This window comes from Spirochaetota bacterium, from assembly GCA_026414805.1.
Lineage (GTDB): Bacteria > Spirochaetota > UBA4802 > UBA4802 > UB4802 > UBA4802.
Map to the genome: position 1 here is coordinate 19,471 of JAOAIH010000028.1, position 15,914 is coordinate 35,384.

At 36.9% G+C, this 15,914-nt stretch carries 13 protein-coding genes; 9 read left to right on the forward strand and 4 right to left on the reverse strand.

Features of this window, described 5'->3' with window-relative positions; translation table 11 throughout:
* Positions 1–143 precede the first annotated feature (143 nt).
* The 3 genes from N3F66_07425 to N3F66_07435 all read left to right on the forward strand — a co-directional run bounded on the left by N3F66_07425 (position 144) and on the right by N3F66_07435 (position 3,032).
* Positions 144–1,577: a tetratricopeptide repeat protein gene (locus N3F66_07425; GenBank protein MCX8123982.1), complete on the forward strand. Its 1,434-nt coding sequence runs from the start codon at positions 144–146 to the stop codon at positions 1,575–1,577.
* A gap of 2 nt (positions 1,578–1,579) precedes the next feature.
* On the forward strand, positions 1,580–2,365 hold the full coding sequence (locus N3F66_07430; GenBank protein MCX8123983.1) for an inositol monophosphatase: 786 nt from the start codon (positions 1,580–1,582) through the stop codon (positions 2,363–2,365).
* A 76-nt stretch (positions 2,366–2,441) separates the two neighbouring features.
* Positions 2,442–3,032, forward strand: coding sequence for a hypothetical protein (locus N3F66_07435; protein ID MCX8123984.1), 591 nt, complete (start codon positions 2,442–2,444; stop codon positions 3,030–3,032).
* Positions 3,033–3,092: 60 nt separating this feature from the next.
* Here N3F66_07435 and N3F66_07440 read toward each other — a convergent pair whose 3' ends face one another.
* Positions 3,093–3,806 (reverse strand): cytidylate kinase-like family protein, encoded by a 714-nt coding sequence (locus N3F66_07440; protein MCX8123985.1) that lies wholly within the window; start codon positions 3,804–3,806, stop codon positions 3,093–3,095.
* A gap of 291 nt (positions 3,807–4,097) precedes the next feature.
* On the opposite strand from N3F66_07440, the gene N3F66_07445 reads away from it, so the two are divergent.
* Together N3F66_07445 and N3F66_07450 are read left to right on the forward strand one after the other, a co-directional pair.
* Entirely contained in the window at positions 4,098–6,581 is a 2,484-nt protein-coding gene (locus N3F66_07445) for a sugar phosphate nucleotidyltransferase (protein MCX8123986.1), read from the forward strand.
* An 11-nt stretch (positions 6,582–6,592) separates the two neighbouring features.
* Positions 6,593–7,702: a M20/M25/M40 family metallo-hydrolase gene (locus N3F66_07450; GenBank protein MCX8123987.1), complete on the forward strand. Its 1,110-nt coding sequence runs from the start codon at positions 6,593–6,595 to the stop codon at positions 7,700–7,702.
* 4 nt (positions 7,703–7,706) lie between these two features.
* On the opposite strand, the gene N3F66_07455 is transcribed toward N3F66_07450, so the two are convergent.
* On the reverse strand, positions 7,707–8,150 hold the full coding sequence (locus tag N3F66_07455) for a hypothetical protein (protein ID MCX8123988.1): 444 nt from the start codon (positions 8,148–8,150) through the stop codon (positions 7,707–7,709).
* A gap of 226 nt (positions 8,151–8,376) precedes the next feature.
* On the opposite strand from N3F66_07455, the gene N3F66_07460 reads away from it, so the two are divergent.
* The 4 genes from N3F66_07460 (at position 8,377) to N3F66_07475 (ending at position 13,521) form a co-directional block, all read left to right on the forward strand.
* On the forward strand, positions 8,377–9,834 hold the full coding sequence (locus N3F66_07460) for an AMP-binding protein (GenBank protein MCX8123989.1): 1,458 nt from the start codon (positions 8,377–8,379) through the stop codon (positions 9,832–9,834).
* Between the two features lie 681 nt (positions 9,835–10,515).
* The gene (locus N3F66_07465) at positions 10,516–11,544 is read left to right on the forward strand and encodes a DUF2804 domain-containing protein (GenBank protein ID MCX8123990.1); all 1,029 of its coding nucleotides are present in this window, start codon (positions 10,516–10,518) and stop codon (positions 11,542–11,544) included.
* Positions 11,545–11,554: 10 nt separating this feature from the next.
* Positions 11,555–11,980: a hypothetical protein gene (locus N3F66_07470; protein ID MCX8123991.1), complete on the forward strand. Its 426-nt coding sequence runs from the start codon at positions 11,555–11,557 to the stop codon at positions 11,978–11,980.
* 20 nt (positions 11,981–12,000) lie between these two features.
* Positions 12,001–13,521, forward strand: coding sequence for a DUF1957 domain-containing protein (locus tag N3F66_07475; GenBank protein MCX8123992.1), 1,521 nt, complete (start codon positions 12,001–12,003; stop codon positions 13,519–13,521).
* Here N3F66_07475 and N3F66_07480 read toward each other — a convergent pair.
* A complete protein-coding gene (locus N3F66_07480) occupies positions 13,499–14,770 on the reverse strand; it encodes an ATP-binding protein (protein ID MCX8123993.1) in 1,272 nt (423 codons plus the stop codon). The genes N3F66_07475 and N3F66_07480 overlap by 23 nt on opposite strands.
* 27 nt (positions 14,771–14,797) lie before the next feature.
* On the reverse strand, positions 14,798–15,562 hold the full coding sequence (locus tag N3F66_07485; GenBank protein ID MCX8123994.1) for an SDR family oxidoreductase: 765 nt from the start codon (positions 15,560–15,562) through the stop codon (positions 14,798–14,800).
* Positions 15,563–15,914: the final 352 nt, after the last annotated feature.

Consider the following 15,914-nt stretch of genomic DNA (forward strand, 5'->3'; position numbering starts at 1 on the left):
TAAGGCAATACTTTTGCTATTATAATTATTGGCTATTTTAGCTCTAAACTTAAATGTAATTTTTAGTTGCATTTCTGGAGCATTTCCAAATAGTATATAGTGCTGTAGTAGCTTATAACTTTGATTGCGATAGGGAATGGAATATGTATAAAAAAATATTTTCTACATTGTTTTGTATTTTTTTAACTGCTGTGTATGCCCAGGATCCCGAGGATTTGACAAGAGAGGGTGTTGAACTGGGTAGAAAACAAAAATATGAAGAATCACTCCAAAAACTGGATGAATCCATAAAGATCTACAATGTGCGTTCGGCCAAGACACTCCATAATATGGGGTATGTGTATGAACTCAAAGGTGATATAGCTAATGCAATACCTGCATATGAGGAAGCGGTGAGGCGAAATCCCATACAAATACCATCGCTTGAGAGGCTTGGGTATTTATATTACAAAACAGGTTTGTTTGACAAGGCTGTGGCCACAGGTGAGCAGGTGTTAAAGCTTGACCCTAAAAATCAGGAAGTCATTAAGTGGTTGCCTGATGCATATAAACAAAAGCTTATTGCACAGGCTCAAAAGCAGATGGAAGAGAGAGCAGCGCAAGAAGAAAAGAAAGCCGTTAAAGAAGTAACTGCTGAAGAAGAAAAACCTAAAGAAACAAAGCGTATACTTCGTGCTACAGTTGATGGGATGTTTAGGGTTGGGTATTTTCTTGATAGTAGAGGCTTTGAGATAGTCAGTGATAATGGCCTTGGACCAAATATACCAGTACAGGCTTTTATAGATGCAGGACCATTTGATGGATGGGAAGCTCGCGTCACAACTGGCAATCCTTACTATGGGGCATTGCTACCTGATGTCAATGCGTGGATGGAGAAAGTAGAGGGATTGTTTAATGCGGGGGGATACTATCTGGGGTTTGGTATGCTTGGAAACCACCACAGAAGCGGTGGACTATTTGGTCAAGATGAACACATCAACGATTATAAGCTGGGAATGGTGTTTGGATTTACTCAGGATAAAGCTAAAATTGATATAGCTTTGTATCCACGGCTCATTATGCGCGATGGAGAAAAGTCAAGCGGACAAACATTTGATGCTGATTATTTTGACTTTGTATATACATACACATTTGATAAATATTTGTACTATTACACAAAATTCACTATTAATGAATTTTATTTTTTTGATCATACTATACCTGCATGTGCGTATGTTGGAGTATATGATTTTAGTATAGGGGTTGTGTTGAGCAGGTATAATGAGCTAACCGGCCAAAAACAACTTTCCTTTAACTTTAGCCTTACTGAACGCATGTATTTTGACAGCATTAATACAGAAAACCCGTATGCAAAGTTTGGCAATGGTCAAGGGTGGTTTGGAATAAACACTGACAAATGGACAAAAGGAGATCCTTTTTCTGGATTCAGGTCACTTTCACATGTATTTTCTGTAGGGGTGGAGGAGTATGTTCATAAGAATGTATTTCTTTATCAAACATTGGGTTTTGAACTTGCTGATACATCCGAAGACCATCATGAAATTACAATTAAAATTGGTGCAGGAGTTGAACTATAGCAATGGATTATGCAGCAATTACTGAAGATGCTATTGAGGTATGCAAACAGGCAGGAGCTATTATTCTTGAAGGGTATTACCGCAATGATGTGAAAATAGATTATAAAAGCAAAACAAATCTGGTAACCAATATAGACTATGAATCAGAACAATTTATAGTTGAAAGTATTAACAAAAAGTTTCCCGACCATGCGATAGTTGCCGAAGAGGGTAGCCTAAAAAAGACAAATGGTAACTATGTTTGGTTTGTTGACCCATTAGATGCTACCAATAATTTTGCGCACAAGATACCACTTTTTTGTGTCACCATCGCATTATATTCACGGCAGTTAAAAACAACAGTGGTTGGCGTTGTCTATGAACCCTTACGGGATGAATGTTTTTATGCATGGAAAGGTGGTGGCGCCTATCTCAATACAAAGCGTATATTTGTTTCACAGATTGGGGATATTGGCATTTCAGTTATTGCAACAGGGTTCCCGTATAAAAAAGATGATCCGCAAGTTAATAATCTTAAACAGTTTAATAATGTATTACCACATGTACAGGGAATCCGACGTATGGGCTCAGCAGCAATTGACCTTTCGTATGTGGCATGCGGCAGGTTTGATGGGTACTGGGAACCCATGCTGTATCCCTGGGATATGGCAGCAGGCGCACTTATAGTGGAGGAAGCCGGCGGAAAGGTCACTAAATACAATGGTGATACTTTTGATCCAGAATACCCTGAGATATGTGCCACTAATGGATTGATTCATCAACAGCTTTTGGAATGCATCAACAGGTAAAAGCGGTATTCTTCTAAATTTTATTGGGTACTTTACCGATACATTATACGAAAAACTGTTATTGTGGGCGGTCTATATGAAGAAAAAATATTTTGCACTATGTATGGTATTGTGTGCATCTGCATTATTGGCTCAAACTACTCAAAAATTGGATATCCCAATACAGTCGCTATATAGCAATCAAGTAAAAATAAAAGATGTGTATTTTAACAAAAGGGTGGATGTAGGTGGGAAAGGGGATGTGCTTGAAGTTGAAGTGATATTTGAAAATCTAACTGATAATCCTATGGATTTGTATGTCAATGTCATTGCAACGTATGAAAAGGAAGAAAAAGCAAAGTCTAGTTTTGAGATGCCAATACCTGAAAAAGAAAGGATACGAAACTTTGTTCCGTATCCTGATGATATATCAAATTATGAATATACTGATAGTAAAGGTAAAAAGATATATCAGGCGTATCCCAAGAATACAAAATCAGGGATTAACCCTTTGACAAACAAACTGTATTCGCTTTCAGTAAGAGACAACCTGGTAGTACGATCCTATCATATTTCGCCATACCGCAAGGATTTTGTATTCTTTAATTTTGTTACGATACTTGTATTTGACAAAGACGGTAATCCCATCTTGCGCGAAGTATATGAATTGACTGGAAAAAGAAAATAACAAAAGGCGGCATAAAGCCGCCTTTTTTAATTTTTCCTTTATACATACAACAGTGTATATTTAAATAAGTTTACGTGCTCTTAAAGCTTCTATCACAATAGATGCTATCTGTTCTGGTGTAAACTGAGCAATGTTAAATGTAAGATCGTATGATGCCGGATCATAGGCATCAAATTTAATGTACTGAGTCATGAACTCATGACGCTGTTTATCCTTTTCTTCTATAAGTTTTTCTGCTGTTAGTCGGTCCTTTATCTTTTGGATTTCCATAACTTTTTGAATGCGGTATTGCAGTGGGGCAACAAAGCGAAGGTGCAGACCATAGCGCAATCCCTTTGTGATAATTACAGAACCTCTTCCCACTAGTATGGCATTGCCATGTATTGCAAGTGTTCGTATGGTATTTGCCAGTTTCTGAAACACAGCTGCCTGCGGTGGCAGGTCAGCAAGCATTGTTCGCCATAGTTCACTCATTTCCTCACGGAGTTTTGTGTCAATTGTTTCCACTATTTTTTCAGAAATGTTGTATTGTTCTTCAATTTTATTAATTAAATTTTTATCGTAAGTGATCCATTTGTCGGTGTTTTGCAATTCGTTGAGGCTTTTAGCGATAGCTTCGGCAATATTACTTGCAAAACATCCATATTGGCGGGAAATGGTTATGAAAGGTCGGGGTTTGTCTTCTTTTTCAATCACCTTTTTTTCTTGTTCCCATACCTTCATCTGGTTTTGAATCCAGCGTTCCAGTGTTGATTCTTTGATTGGGTTGCTCATAACTAACTCCTATAATTGCTAAGATATAATTATAAATAAATATAATGACTTATGGCAGTTCTTTACCCCTTTTCATAAAAGGGAAAGACAAGAAACCTTTAAAAAATTAATCCAACTATCTAACAGTGTAATTATTTTTCAATTATTTTACTTTGCATACAACACAATTTTTGATAACTATAAATCACGCTGCAATGGAATCATATAAGCCATATTTCACTTGACCTGAAAATTTACGCATGGGATAGTATTATTGTTTATGAATTTTATATTCAAAACGTAGGATTGTATATGAAAGCTATTATCATGGCAGGAGGGGAAGGTACACGGTTGCGGCCATTGACATGTAACAGGCCAAAACCTATGATACCAGTACTCAACAGGCCGGTAATTGAATATACAGTGCATTTACTCAAGCAGTACGGCATTACCGATATTACAATGAGTTTGTTTTATCTTCCCGAAAATGTTGTTAATTATTTTGGTGATGGTACATTCTGGGATGTTTCAATTGACTACAGCATTGAAGAAATGCCATTAGGTACAGCTGGAGGAGTGAAACATGCGTTAAAAGATTATGACGATACGTTTATCGTTTTAAGTGGTGATGGCATCTATGATTTTAATATACAGGATATTATTGCTTTTCATAAAAAAAACAATTCACTAGTTACTATCGCCCTGACACGAGTTCCTGACCCTATAGAATATGGTATTGTCATTACCCGCGAAGATGGCACAATAGAGCGGTTTTTGGAGAAACCATCATGGGGGGAGGTTTTCAGTGATACGGTCAATACTGGGCTTTATATTATTGAACCTGAAATCATGGAGCAATTTGTACCCCAGGATGAAAAATTTGATTTTTCTTACGACCTATTCCCTTTGTTGCAAAAAAATGATATTCCCCTTTATGGGTATATTGCTCCAGGCTACTGGTGCGATATTGGCAATCTGGAGGCATACAGAAAAGTACATATGGATATTCTCAATGGCCTTGTGAGGATTAATTTTCCCGGGAAAAAAATAGGCGAAAATATATGGGCAGGCAAGGATGTTGAAATCCATCCTGATTCAACAGTAGTGGGACCTGTTGTGTTAGGAAATTTTGTAAAAATAAAAAAAGGTGCTGAAGTTTCAGAATATAGTGTTATTGGCGATAATACTGTAATTCATGAAAATGCCTCAGTACGCAGGAGTGTGGTATTACACAACACAATAATTGGCACAAAGACCGAGGTGCGTGGTGCAATTATTGGCAAACGAAATGTTATTGAAGATACAGTATCAATTTATGAAGGAGCAGTTATCAGTGATGATTGCCAGGTGGGAAACAATGCCAAGATAGCTCCAGGAATACGAATTTGGCCCGAAAAAATAATAGATCAGGGTACTCAACTGAATTCGGACCTCATATGGGGAAAAACAGAAAAAAAAATACTCTTTTCAAATGAAGGAATATATGGCTCGTTTAATATCAAAATTACACCTGAATTTGCTGCAAAGTTAGGTTCAGCAATTGGGGCATATCTTGGGAAAAATAAAAAAGTTATTGTAAGCAGAGATACCACCCGTGCCTCCAGGCTTATTAAACGTGCCCTAACTGCAGGGTTATTATCCATGGGAGTAGAAGTGTATGATCTGGAAATAGCAAGTATACCAATAAATAAATATTCTGTTGTATATGAAAATGCTGACCTTGGCATCTATGTGCAGATTTCACCACATACTGATTTGCAGTTTAATCTTATCAGGATTTTTAATAAGAAAGGGTTTGAACTTAATAATGCAGAAAGAAGAAAAATTGAAAATATATTTTTCAGGGGCGATTATCCACGAAGTAGTGCATTTGAAGTAGGGAGGTTGTATTATCCCACCCATAATGTAGAGTCATATATCATGTATGTTTCAAATTTTGTAAATAAGGAGATAATAGCTAAAAAGCAGTTTAATGTTATAGTTGACTGTTTTTATGGTGCCACTACACATGTTTTTCCGGCTCTGTTGGCTGCGTTTTCGTGTACAGCAACAGTAATGAGGGGGCAAATCCGTGAATTTAATAGTACTGAAGAGATACGGAATGAAAGTAGAGATGCAATCAATGGGATAAAAAATTTTGCAAAGTTAAATAATGAAATTGGAGTAATCATAGGACCACATGGGGAACAGATAACTGTTGTTGATGAGGAAGGCACTATTTTGCAGCTAGATGACATTACAACATTGTTAGGACTATTATTTGCAAAACACAGAAAAATTAAAGAATTATGTATTCCGGTGATAACATCATCACGGTTAGAAACAATTGCAAAAGAGAATCATATTGCTCTCAGAAGAGTATCTCATACTCTGTTATTTGATGATGAGATTGCTATTTTTTCTAAAAATTCAGAATCTGTGTATCCTCATATTATATTTGAGTATGACCCAATGATTACATTTTTGTTATTACTTGAGCTTGTTGCACTAGAAGGAAAGAAATTATCCGAAATACGCCGTTTGTTACCGCACTCAAATATGTATCATATTGTTATGCCATGCCCTGTTGATGCCAAAGCTTTAGTAATGAGGGAGATAGCTTCATGGGCTGATGGCCATGTTGAGCTTATTGATGGTGTAAGGGTTGTGCATAATAATGGGTGGATATTAATTTTACCTGATACTTTGTTACCATCAGTTCATATATACTGTGAGGGAGTATCTGATGAAGCACGAGATACAATAATTAATAACTACAGTGCCAAAATAAAGAAGATAACTGAAAAGTATACATGAGGAATATGAAAATGAAACAGTTAATTAACAGGGAAAGACTTATTTCTACATTTATTGATTTGGCAAAGATATCTTCACCTTCATGGGAAGAGAAGGGTGTTATTGAATTTATACAACAAAAAGCACAGAAGTTAGGGGTTTCCTGTGCATTGTACCCATGTAAAAATTCTTTCAATGTATTGATACATATTCCCGGAGAAAGTAGCTACGTACCTGTTCTTTTTTCAGCTCATATGGATACCGTAACACCATGTGAAAATATACAGCCGGTAGTGAAAGATAACAGGATTGTGTCTGATGGAAGAACTATATTGGGGGCTGATGATAAATCAGCAATAGCGGCTTTCTTGGAAGCTATAGAAATATTGAAGGAAAATAGCATGCCTCATGGCCATATTGAGTTTTTATTTTCATGTGCCGAGGAAGTAGGACTTTTTGGAATAAAAGGATTTGACCTTTCACAGGTTAAAGCCCGATATGCATTTGTGTTTGATAGTGACGGGCCAGTGGGGAAAATCATTGTAGCAGCACCATATCATATAAGCATGAAAATTGCTGTTAAAGGTAAAGCTGCACATGCTGGCATGGAGCCAGAAAAGGGAGTGAGTGCAATCAGAGTACTTTCTGAGATAATACATGCTATTCCTCATGGTAGGATTGATAAGGAAACAACAGCAAATGTAGGGATAATTAAGGGTGGCCGTGCAACAAATATAGTTGCTGAAGAAGCTGAATGTACCCTTGAAACCCGTTCACGACAAAAATCAAAGGTGTTTGCGGTTAAAAAAGAAATAGAGAACATTGCCAAAAATATTGCCAAAAACCACAAAGCAAAAGTTAATATTGACAGTACTATGGATTATGAAGGATATACCATTAGAGAAGAGGATACTATTGTTGCAATTGCATCAAAAGCTTTAAAAAGTATTGGTATAAAACCTTTGCTGGCAGTTTCAGGAGGTGGCAGTGATACCAATATATTTAATACACATTCAATCCCAGCAGTAAATCTTTCATCTGGAATGAGGCAGGTACATACAACTAAAGAATACATCACAATACCAGATCTGGTAAATGTTGCTGCTTTAGTACTGTCTATTATTGAAAATGCAAAACGATGATACATTATTTGCTGCATCCTAATTTTACAATAAAATATGCTCCACAAACAAGAGTAAGTGGCAGAGTAAGAAAATAAGTAAATAATTCAGGCATTTTTACCACATTGGGATGCAGTACTTTTTTGCCAAAATAAGAATAATGGAAATATTGAGGATCTTTTGTTCGTTTATAGATGTTAACTGCTATTTTTGTTTTAACGTATAGCATGCCAAAAAAGATTACCCCGGATTCTATAAATAGTATGCGTTCTAAATTTATTGCTTTTAGTTCTTGAGGAAATAGTAATATGAAAACAGATAGAAATATACCCAAAAAGATATTGATCATTGAAGTGAAAAGGAAGCCCTTAAAGTCTTTATCCTGTTTTTTTGAAATATAGCGTATAATATAAAAAACATGGATGGCTAAGGAAATTTGCAGGATTATAATAAACGTTAGAACAATCATACTAGCTCTTATATTAATCTTTAATAAAGCCTAACCCCGGCAACGTGGGCAACGGGGTTAAACCATTATCAATGTAAAAAACAAAAAAAAAATACAATTTAAACGTTTTTTCATTATACTATCTATTATATACAAGTCAAGAAAATCATTGCTGCATGTTAAACAATTGCTTGCGTTTGAAAACAAAAGAGTATTAATATGAACTATCGCAAAAAAAGGAAAAATTATGTGTGGGCAACAGTTTACCTATAACCTGTATGAACTATTCCTGGAAAAAGCACTGAAATTCCCAGACAGGATAATGATGTATTATAATGGTATATCCATACGGTTTAAAGAAGCCTTGCAAAATGTGCACAAAACCGCACATGCATTACGAGTAGCTGGAGTACATAGTGGCTCTACTGTTATATTACAATCGGGAAATACACCATATTTTATATATTGCTACTTTGCCATATTGCAGTGTAATGGAATCCCAGTTTTGGTTAATCCATTGGCACGCCAGTATGAGTTACAGTATTACTGTAGCGTGACGTTGCCTGCATGTGTTATCACGGACTCAAAAATGGCTGAAAGGCTTTTGGATCTTGGTGTTATACAGGATCATCAGAAATTCATTACATTAGATACTAATAGTGCCTTCACATCAATGCAATCAATAATTGCTGGGGAATCATTATACAGCAATTATGATCAAGAAAATAGTAGTGATGCAGCAATTATCTTTACTTCTGCAATGGACGGATACGCTCTGGGTGCAGTATTGACACATTATGGCATTTTCCAGAGTGCAAAATCAGTTGCTCAGATGATACCTGAATATGCAGCAGTGTTTGTAGCTGTGCTCCCATTATTTCATGCGTTTGGACTTACCTCATCGCTGTTTGTGCCATTGATTAAAAATTTACCAATAGAACTTGTGGATAAATTTTCACCAAAAAAAATTGCCCGGATACTGACAAACAGGGAAATTAAATGTTTTGTGGGAGTCCCGGCAATGTATTCCATCATGAAAGCCATATTTGAGAGAGATTTTGATTTCAGTCACATACAGTTGTGGGTAAGTGGTGGAGATTATCTTTCCGGTGACCTTCAAGAATGGTATTTGCAAAGAGGTGTTGATATACGGCAGGGATATGGGCTCACCGAAGCTTCACCGATAGTAAGCTGGAATATGCCAGATATTAAAAATAAAAAATGTTCAATAGGAAAACCAATGCCATATAATGAGGTTAGGATTGTGGATGAAAACGGAAAGGATGTACCAACTACCATTGCTGGTGAGATCATCGTAAAAGGAATGAATGTAATTGAAAAATATTATAACAATCCAGCAAAAACAGGTGAATACATTAAAGATGGCTGGCTGTATACAGGTGATCTTGGATACTATGACAATGAGGGGTATTTATTTATATCTGGAAGAAAAAAGGATATGGTATTAAAAAATGGGTACAACGTCTATCCCAAAGAGGTGGAACGATTGCTATTGTATCACCCGGATATTGCAAGTGTCCGGATATCAGGACATGTTCATTTTTTAGGCGATAGTACCCACGAATGGCTGGTTGCACGCATAAAGCCCAAAAAAGCTAAACGATTATCATCTGAGGATATTAGATTATGGTGTGCAGATAATATTTCGGTCTATAAAATCCCTGATGAGATAATAATAGAATAAAAAAAAGAGAGGTAATCGGGCGATTACCTCTAGCTCTACAAAAGCATAGCGGAATACTTTGGAAGGAAATTGTTGTGTACCAGGATTTTCCCAGCTCACTATTATATATAAGCAAATCATATGCCATCGTCAAGCAAAAATTTTATATTTTTTCACCTAAATTAAAAAATTTTTATAAATTCAGCAAAAAATACAAGTTTTAGAGATATAAAAGTATCACTTTCATTTTAAAATACATACACTCAATTGCCATAACTAAACAAACAAATATAAGATGTCAAGATTATTGACCTGATATAGCCACCTCGTGATAAAATGTGTATGGATATACGGACACATGTTGCGAATACCGTACATACGGACTAATTAATGCATTATAATGAATATATTTTCTCTATGATGAAATACCAAAATAATCCATAAATAATTATTTCAGGTGCACCATCATACTAAGAGAATAAATCTTGATTATGTGGTAATATAACTTTTATTTATAAATAAACCAACACCTATACACATCATTTTTCCCATTGGTAATGATACTGCTTAGGTACTAAAAGAAGCGTTTATATGGCTTAGTGAGATGCAAGGTTATTCTAGTACTAAAAGGCACATGGTGTAATTAATTGCTTGACTTATGTTTTTTTGTTAATTATTAATTTGAAAAATAGAGGTTTTATTATGCAAAAATGTATATCACAAAATGGCGATTTGCTCGATAGTAAGGGGCAACTTATAGAAAAAGGGTACTCAACTTCACTTGTACGAAGATATAATCCTGAAAATGTTTCAGTATATACTATTCCATTTTTGAATAAATTGCGCATTAAGGAATGGGATTACTACGGTATAACTACGAAAGATTATTTTGTTTCGGCTACTATCTCACATATTGGGTATGCAGGCCTTGTTTTTGTATACTACATTGATTTTAAGACAAAAGAATTTATTGAGGATACCCTGATTACTCCTTTGGGCAAAGGATTTACATTGGGGCGCACAAGTGATGACGATAGTTACTTTAAAAAAGGTACTATAACTTTTACCTTTAGAAAAAAGGGTATTGATCGAGAAATATATGTACGATGGCCACAGTTTGGGAAAGGCAAAGGATTTAATGCTCACTGGATTATGAAGCAGACACCCCGCGATTCAATTGTGATGATGACACCTATAGGGAAGAAGAGGTTTTACTATAATCAAAAAATTAACTGTATGCCCGCAAGCGGTGCGTTTATGCTGGGTGGAAACGAATTTGGCTTTAACTATAATCAGGCACTGGCCACACTAGATTGGGGAAGAGGGGTGTGGGAATACAAAAGCTTCTGGAACTGGGCAAGCGCGTCATGGTTTTTACCCGATGGGACTCCATTTGGACTGAATCTGGGAAAAGGCTTTGGTGATTTATCGTATGCAACAGAGAATTGTTTCTTTATAAATGGACACATCCATAAGTTAGATAAAGTTGAATTCAATTATGACAATACTAATTTTATGAAACCATGGTATTTTGGTTCTAATGACGGGAGGTTAGGGCTTACATTTACACCTTTTTTTGAACGGGTGGCTGCATCTAATCTTTTACTCATAAAAAGTGAGGTACACCAGTTATTTGGAATATACAGTGGTTTTGTTGTTGATAGTAATGGGAAAAAAATTGATGTACAAAATATAATAGGTTGGGCCGAAGAACATCATGCACGGTGGTGAGGGGGTATATATGTCAGGATATTTTACAGTGCACTTACCCTCGTTTTGGCTAATGCATGTGCACTGGTCAATTGATAATGAAATGTGGGAAAAGATTGTTTCCAATGCTGTGGCGGATGTATACGGTGATCCTGTTTTATTTATACGCATAATGAAATTGCATGGCACTCAATGGATCCTTGATCAACAGATTGATGTATTTGGAAAAAATAATCACTGGATTGTATCAATTGGTGACCATTTACATGGGTCTGCTATTAAAGTTATGCTAGTGACAGCTATCGAGGGAAGTGGTGAAGAAACTATTTTTGAATCGGATGCCATTACACTACCGCTGTCGCCTGAAAACATGAAAGATACTATCCCTACCTTTACTAAAGAAATTCATGCAATAAATGCTATTGATAAAGCTGGCGAAAAGCGCGTATCTTCATGATAAGTGGCAACACAACCACCGTGCCCAAGCTATGCATTTTGCTGCATGCGCATCTTCCTTATGTTAGGAATACTTCAACACTCTTGCCACTTGAAGAGGTATGGTTGTATCAGAACATTGCTGAGTGCTATATTCCACTTATTCAAATGTGTAAAAAACTTGTAAAGAAAGATATTGCCCCTTCCATATCGCTTTCACTAAGCCCAACATTGCTTACGATGTTACAGCAAAAGTACTATCATACTCGTTTTAAAAACTGGGCTGCTGTAATGCTTGATGCTGTAGCACTTCTTAAAAAGAAGAACGATAGGGCGCATGCTGCTTTGAATTTTTATCATGATTTTATTATAAATTCACTTTCATACTTTGAAAAAATCAATGGAGATTGTGTCAATGCCTTTGGTGAATTGTTCAAGACCAACTCTATTGAATTGCTGACAACAGCAGGCACTCATCCTTTTTTCCCTCTTTTCAGAAACTATTCTTTTTTGCTGGGTTTACAAATTCAGGCGGGAATACATCTATTTGAACGCAATTTTGACACAATGCCGCAAGGATTCTGGATTCCAGAGCTTGGTTACTTTACGGGAATAGATTCATGTCTGTGTACACATTCTATTGCCTATACCTTTGTAAATGACAGGAGTGTACTGCTTGCAAAAAACCTTCCATCAACTGCAAATTTTTTTCCAGCAAAAACACCCTTGGGGCTGGTGGTGTTCCCTCGTGATGCTGTATTGTCAATGAAAATCTGGTCATCACACTCTGGATATCCTGGCCATCCCGTGTACAGGGAGTTTCATCACGATGCAATGTATGAATTACAGGAGCTATCGCCACAATTTGAACACAGACAGCTGGGCTTAAAAATTTATGCTATTACCGGCACCCAGCAAAAAGAATACTATGATCCAGAGAAGGCAAAGCAGATAGTACAGATACATGTTGATGATTTTATTAATACAATACTTACGCGTGCCAGTGATGTTACACGTATTATCAAGCGTGCTCCTGTGTTTATGGTGCCATTTGATGCTGAATTGTTTGGTCACTGGTGGTTTGAAGGACCGCTGTTTTTAGAATTGCTTATTGAAGCTATAGCTTCACGTGATGATATTGCTTGTGTCACCCCGCAAGAATTGTTGAAGGCTGATATGGAAATTATTGAACCTGTGGAATCATCGTGGGGGAAAGGCAATGATTTTTCCACCTGGTACAATGCAAAAGTACGCTGGTATGTAATGGAACTTGAAAAATTGCTGTATAGGTTTGGCCGTGTTGTTCATGAAAACACTGCTGCAGTTCAGCAGTGTGCACGAGAGCTAATGCTTGCAATGGCTTCAGATTGGCAATTTATGATATCAACGCAAAGCTTCCCTGACTATGCACAAAAGCGAATTGAAGACCATATTCATGCTTCTTCAACCATTCTTGATATAATTGAGAGAGGAATAAGGAATGATGCCTATATACAGGATAGATTTGAAAAATATCCTGTTTTTGATGATATTGGTTCAATTATTGCTGGGGCTCTGCGGTAAAGCTTTTTACTGTATGATAGTAGTATTCAAATGGTGGGGGCGAAGGAGGGAGATTTTTTATAATGAGCTTTCGAGCCCACCGCCGTTCTGTTTGCTCACACAGATCTTTTATTGTTCTTCCCGAACAGTTGGCACTAGCAATAGCAAGTTTTGATAATTCATCCTGAGATAAATGCTTTGCATAATTTGCAAATATACTTGCACGTTCTTGTTCACCCGGTAGTGGGAAGTGAATAGTCTGATCAAAGCGGCTGATAAGTGCATGATCTAAATCTTGCTTACGGTTTGTTGCGCCAATCACAATTGTATTAGTGATGGCGCCAATGCCATCAAGGCGCCGCAGAAGTACTGACAATATACGGCGTGTTGCTTCGTACATGTTTTGGTCACGGGAGCCTGCCAAAGAATCAATTTCATCAATGAACAGAATTGACCCACCAAGGTCTTCACATGAATCAAATATCTCGGCAAGGTTTTGCGATGACTGCCCATACCATTTTGACATAATTGACTCTACAGGAACATATACCAGGGGTATTTGTACTTCTTTGGCAATAATTCGTGCAATTGTGGTTTTGCCCACTCCTGGAGGTCCCTCAAAAAGAATTGCCCTTGGCCTGTTTATTTCAAAAGTTTTGCGAGTAATTTCTGCAATGCTATCATACACTTTTGGGTTTTTAAGTGGCAGTATTATCGATTCGCGGATGATACGTTTTACTTCTTCGTACCCTGCAATATAACCCCAGTCAAGTCCTCCTGCATCGGTGTATACTGAAGCTCCACGTTTTATAAGTCGGGTAACCGGATTTTCCTTTGCAGATGCATACGCTTTATGAATTAACGCAGTGATACAGTTGATTTCTTCCTGTGAAAGATTACCCTTTTTTGTGCATTCAATCTTAAAATTAGTAGTAAGTCCTGAAAATTCTATTTTGAGGTTATCAAAGATATTTTCTGTTTTGAAAAGATTTTTATTTAAAGCCTGCACTGCATAATAGCCATCTGAAAATGCATGGATTCGTATATGTTCAAGGTGATCTTTAATGATGCTTAAAAAATGCATTATGAGTGCAGGCGATAGCTCAGGGATTGGTATACAGATGCGTGTGGCACCTTTTTCAAATCCTATGTATGCTTCAGCAACAAATACGCCTTTCATTGACAACTCATCTATGGAGCGAAGGATCTGTGCCTTCATTGAGTCATAAGGGATTGTAGGAGTTTCGTTATTCATTGCTGCTATTGCCATAACCACCTTTAGTTTTGATTGTATTGATTATGCCAGTGCTCCTCCGTCAATGACAATGGTAGAGCCTGTGGTGTAACTTGCAGCATCAGATACAAGGTATAATACAGCTCCTGCCATTTCTTCAGGGAGAGCAACACGCTTCATTGGTATTGTCGGCAGAATCATATTTAAAATTTCCTGATTTTGTGTCATTACTGATGAAAATTTTGTTTCGGTAAGTCCCGGTAGAATAGCATTCACGCGGATGTTAAATGGGGCAAGCTCTTTGGCAAATGATTTTGTCATGGCAATTACACCAGCCTTGGTAATTGAATAAATTCCTTGAAAAGGAGCTGGGCGAATGCCGTTAATAGACGCAACATTTACTATTGAGCCCCCACCATTTTTTATCATGAGATTGGCAGCATACTGGCTTGCAAAGAAATATCCTTTGAGATTTACATCTATTGTTTTATCCCATGCATCAGGTGTTGCGTGTAACACATCGCCAAAGTATGGATTTGTTGCGGCATTATTGACAAGAATATCCAATCTGCCATACTGCTCTTCAACTACTTTGAATAAATTCTGTATGTCTTCTAATTTACCAATGTGGCAGGCTACTGCATGAGCTTTGCCACCATTTGATTCAATTTTGTGCTGCACTTTTTGTAAATCTTCAATCTTTCTGCTTGTGCAGTATACAATAGCACCATGAGCAGCCAGGCTTTGGGCAATAGCCTGCCCTATACCACGGCTGGCACCGGTAACTATCGCTATCTTCCCTGTTACATCAAATGATATTTTACTCATACTTCCTCCTAAATTTATACATTGTTTACTCTGCTAGAGCACAGGTAAAGTGGGGGTAATGTTCGTCAAGCCATTTGTACATACACTGTGGTGGAATCAAAGTAAAGCAAAAATACTTTTTATAAACAAAGCATTATGTTGTCTGAAAAGTTAACAAAAAAATATGAAGCGGTCATGCATTTTTATATTGCAAAATATATATTTGATGTCGTAATGCATAAAATAAAAAAAAGGAGGAATGATAAAAAAGTCAAAATAGTTGCGGTGGAACGAGGATCTGTTCAACTATGATAATGAACAGGCAGGTTACCGTTCGTCATAGTATGTGGTCATAAAGACCGGGAAGGAGAAT

Coding starts and splice junctions, on each gene's coding strand:
- N3F66_07425 (MCX8123982.1), top strand. CDS start 144: ATGTATAAAAAAATATTTTCTACATTGTTTTGTATTTTTTTAACTGCT.
- N3F66_07430 (MCX8123983.1), top strand. CDS start 1,580: ATGGATTATGCAGCAATTACTGAAGATGCTATTGAGGTATGCAAACAG.
- N3F66_07435 (MCX8123984.1), top strand. CDS start 2,442: ATGAAGAAAAAATATTTTGCACTATGTATGGTATTGTGTGCATCTGCA.
- N3F66_07440 (MCX8123985.1), bottom strand. CDS start 3,806: ATGAGCAACCCAATCAAAGAATCAACACTGGAACGCTGGATTCAAAAC.
- N3F66_07445 (MCX8123986.1), top strand. CDS start 4,098: ATGAAAGCTATTATCATGGCAGGAGGGGAAGGTACACGGTTGCGGCCA.
- N3F66_07450 (MCX8123987.1), top strand. CDS start 6,593: ATGAAACAGTTAATTAACAGGGAAAGACTTATTTCTACATTTATTGAT.
- N3F66_07455 (MCX8123988.1), bottom strand. CDS start 8,150: ATGATTGTTCTAACGTTTATTATAATCCTGCAAATTTCCTTAGCCATC.
- N3F66_07460 (MCX8123989.1), top strand. CDS start 8,377: ATGTGTGGGCAACAGTTTACCTATAACCTGTATGAACTATTCCTGGAA.
- N3F66_07465 (MCX8123990.1), top strand. CDS start 10,516: ATGCAAAAATGTATATCACAAAATGGCGATTTGCTCGATAGTAAGGGG.
- N3F66_07470 (MCX8123991.1), top strand. CDS start 11,555: ATGTCAGGATATTTTACAGTGCACTTACCCTCGTTTTGGCTAATGCAT.
- N3F66_07480 (MCX8123993.1), bottom strand. CDS start 14,770: ATGGCAATAGCAGCAATGAATAACGAAACTCCTACAATCCCTTATGAC.
- N3F66_07485 (MCX8123994.1), bottom strand. CDS start 15,562: ATGAGTAAAATATCATTTGATGTAACAGGGAAGATAGCGATAGTTACC.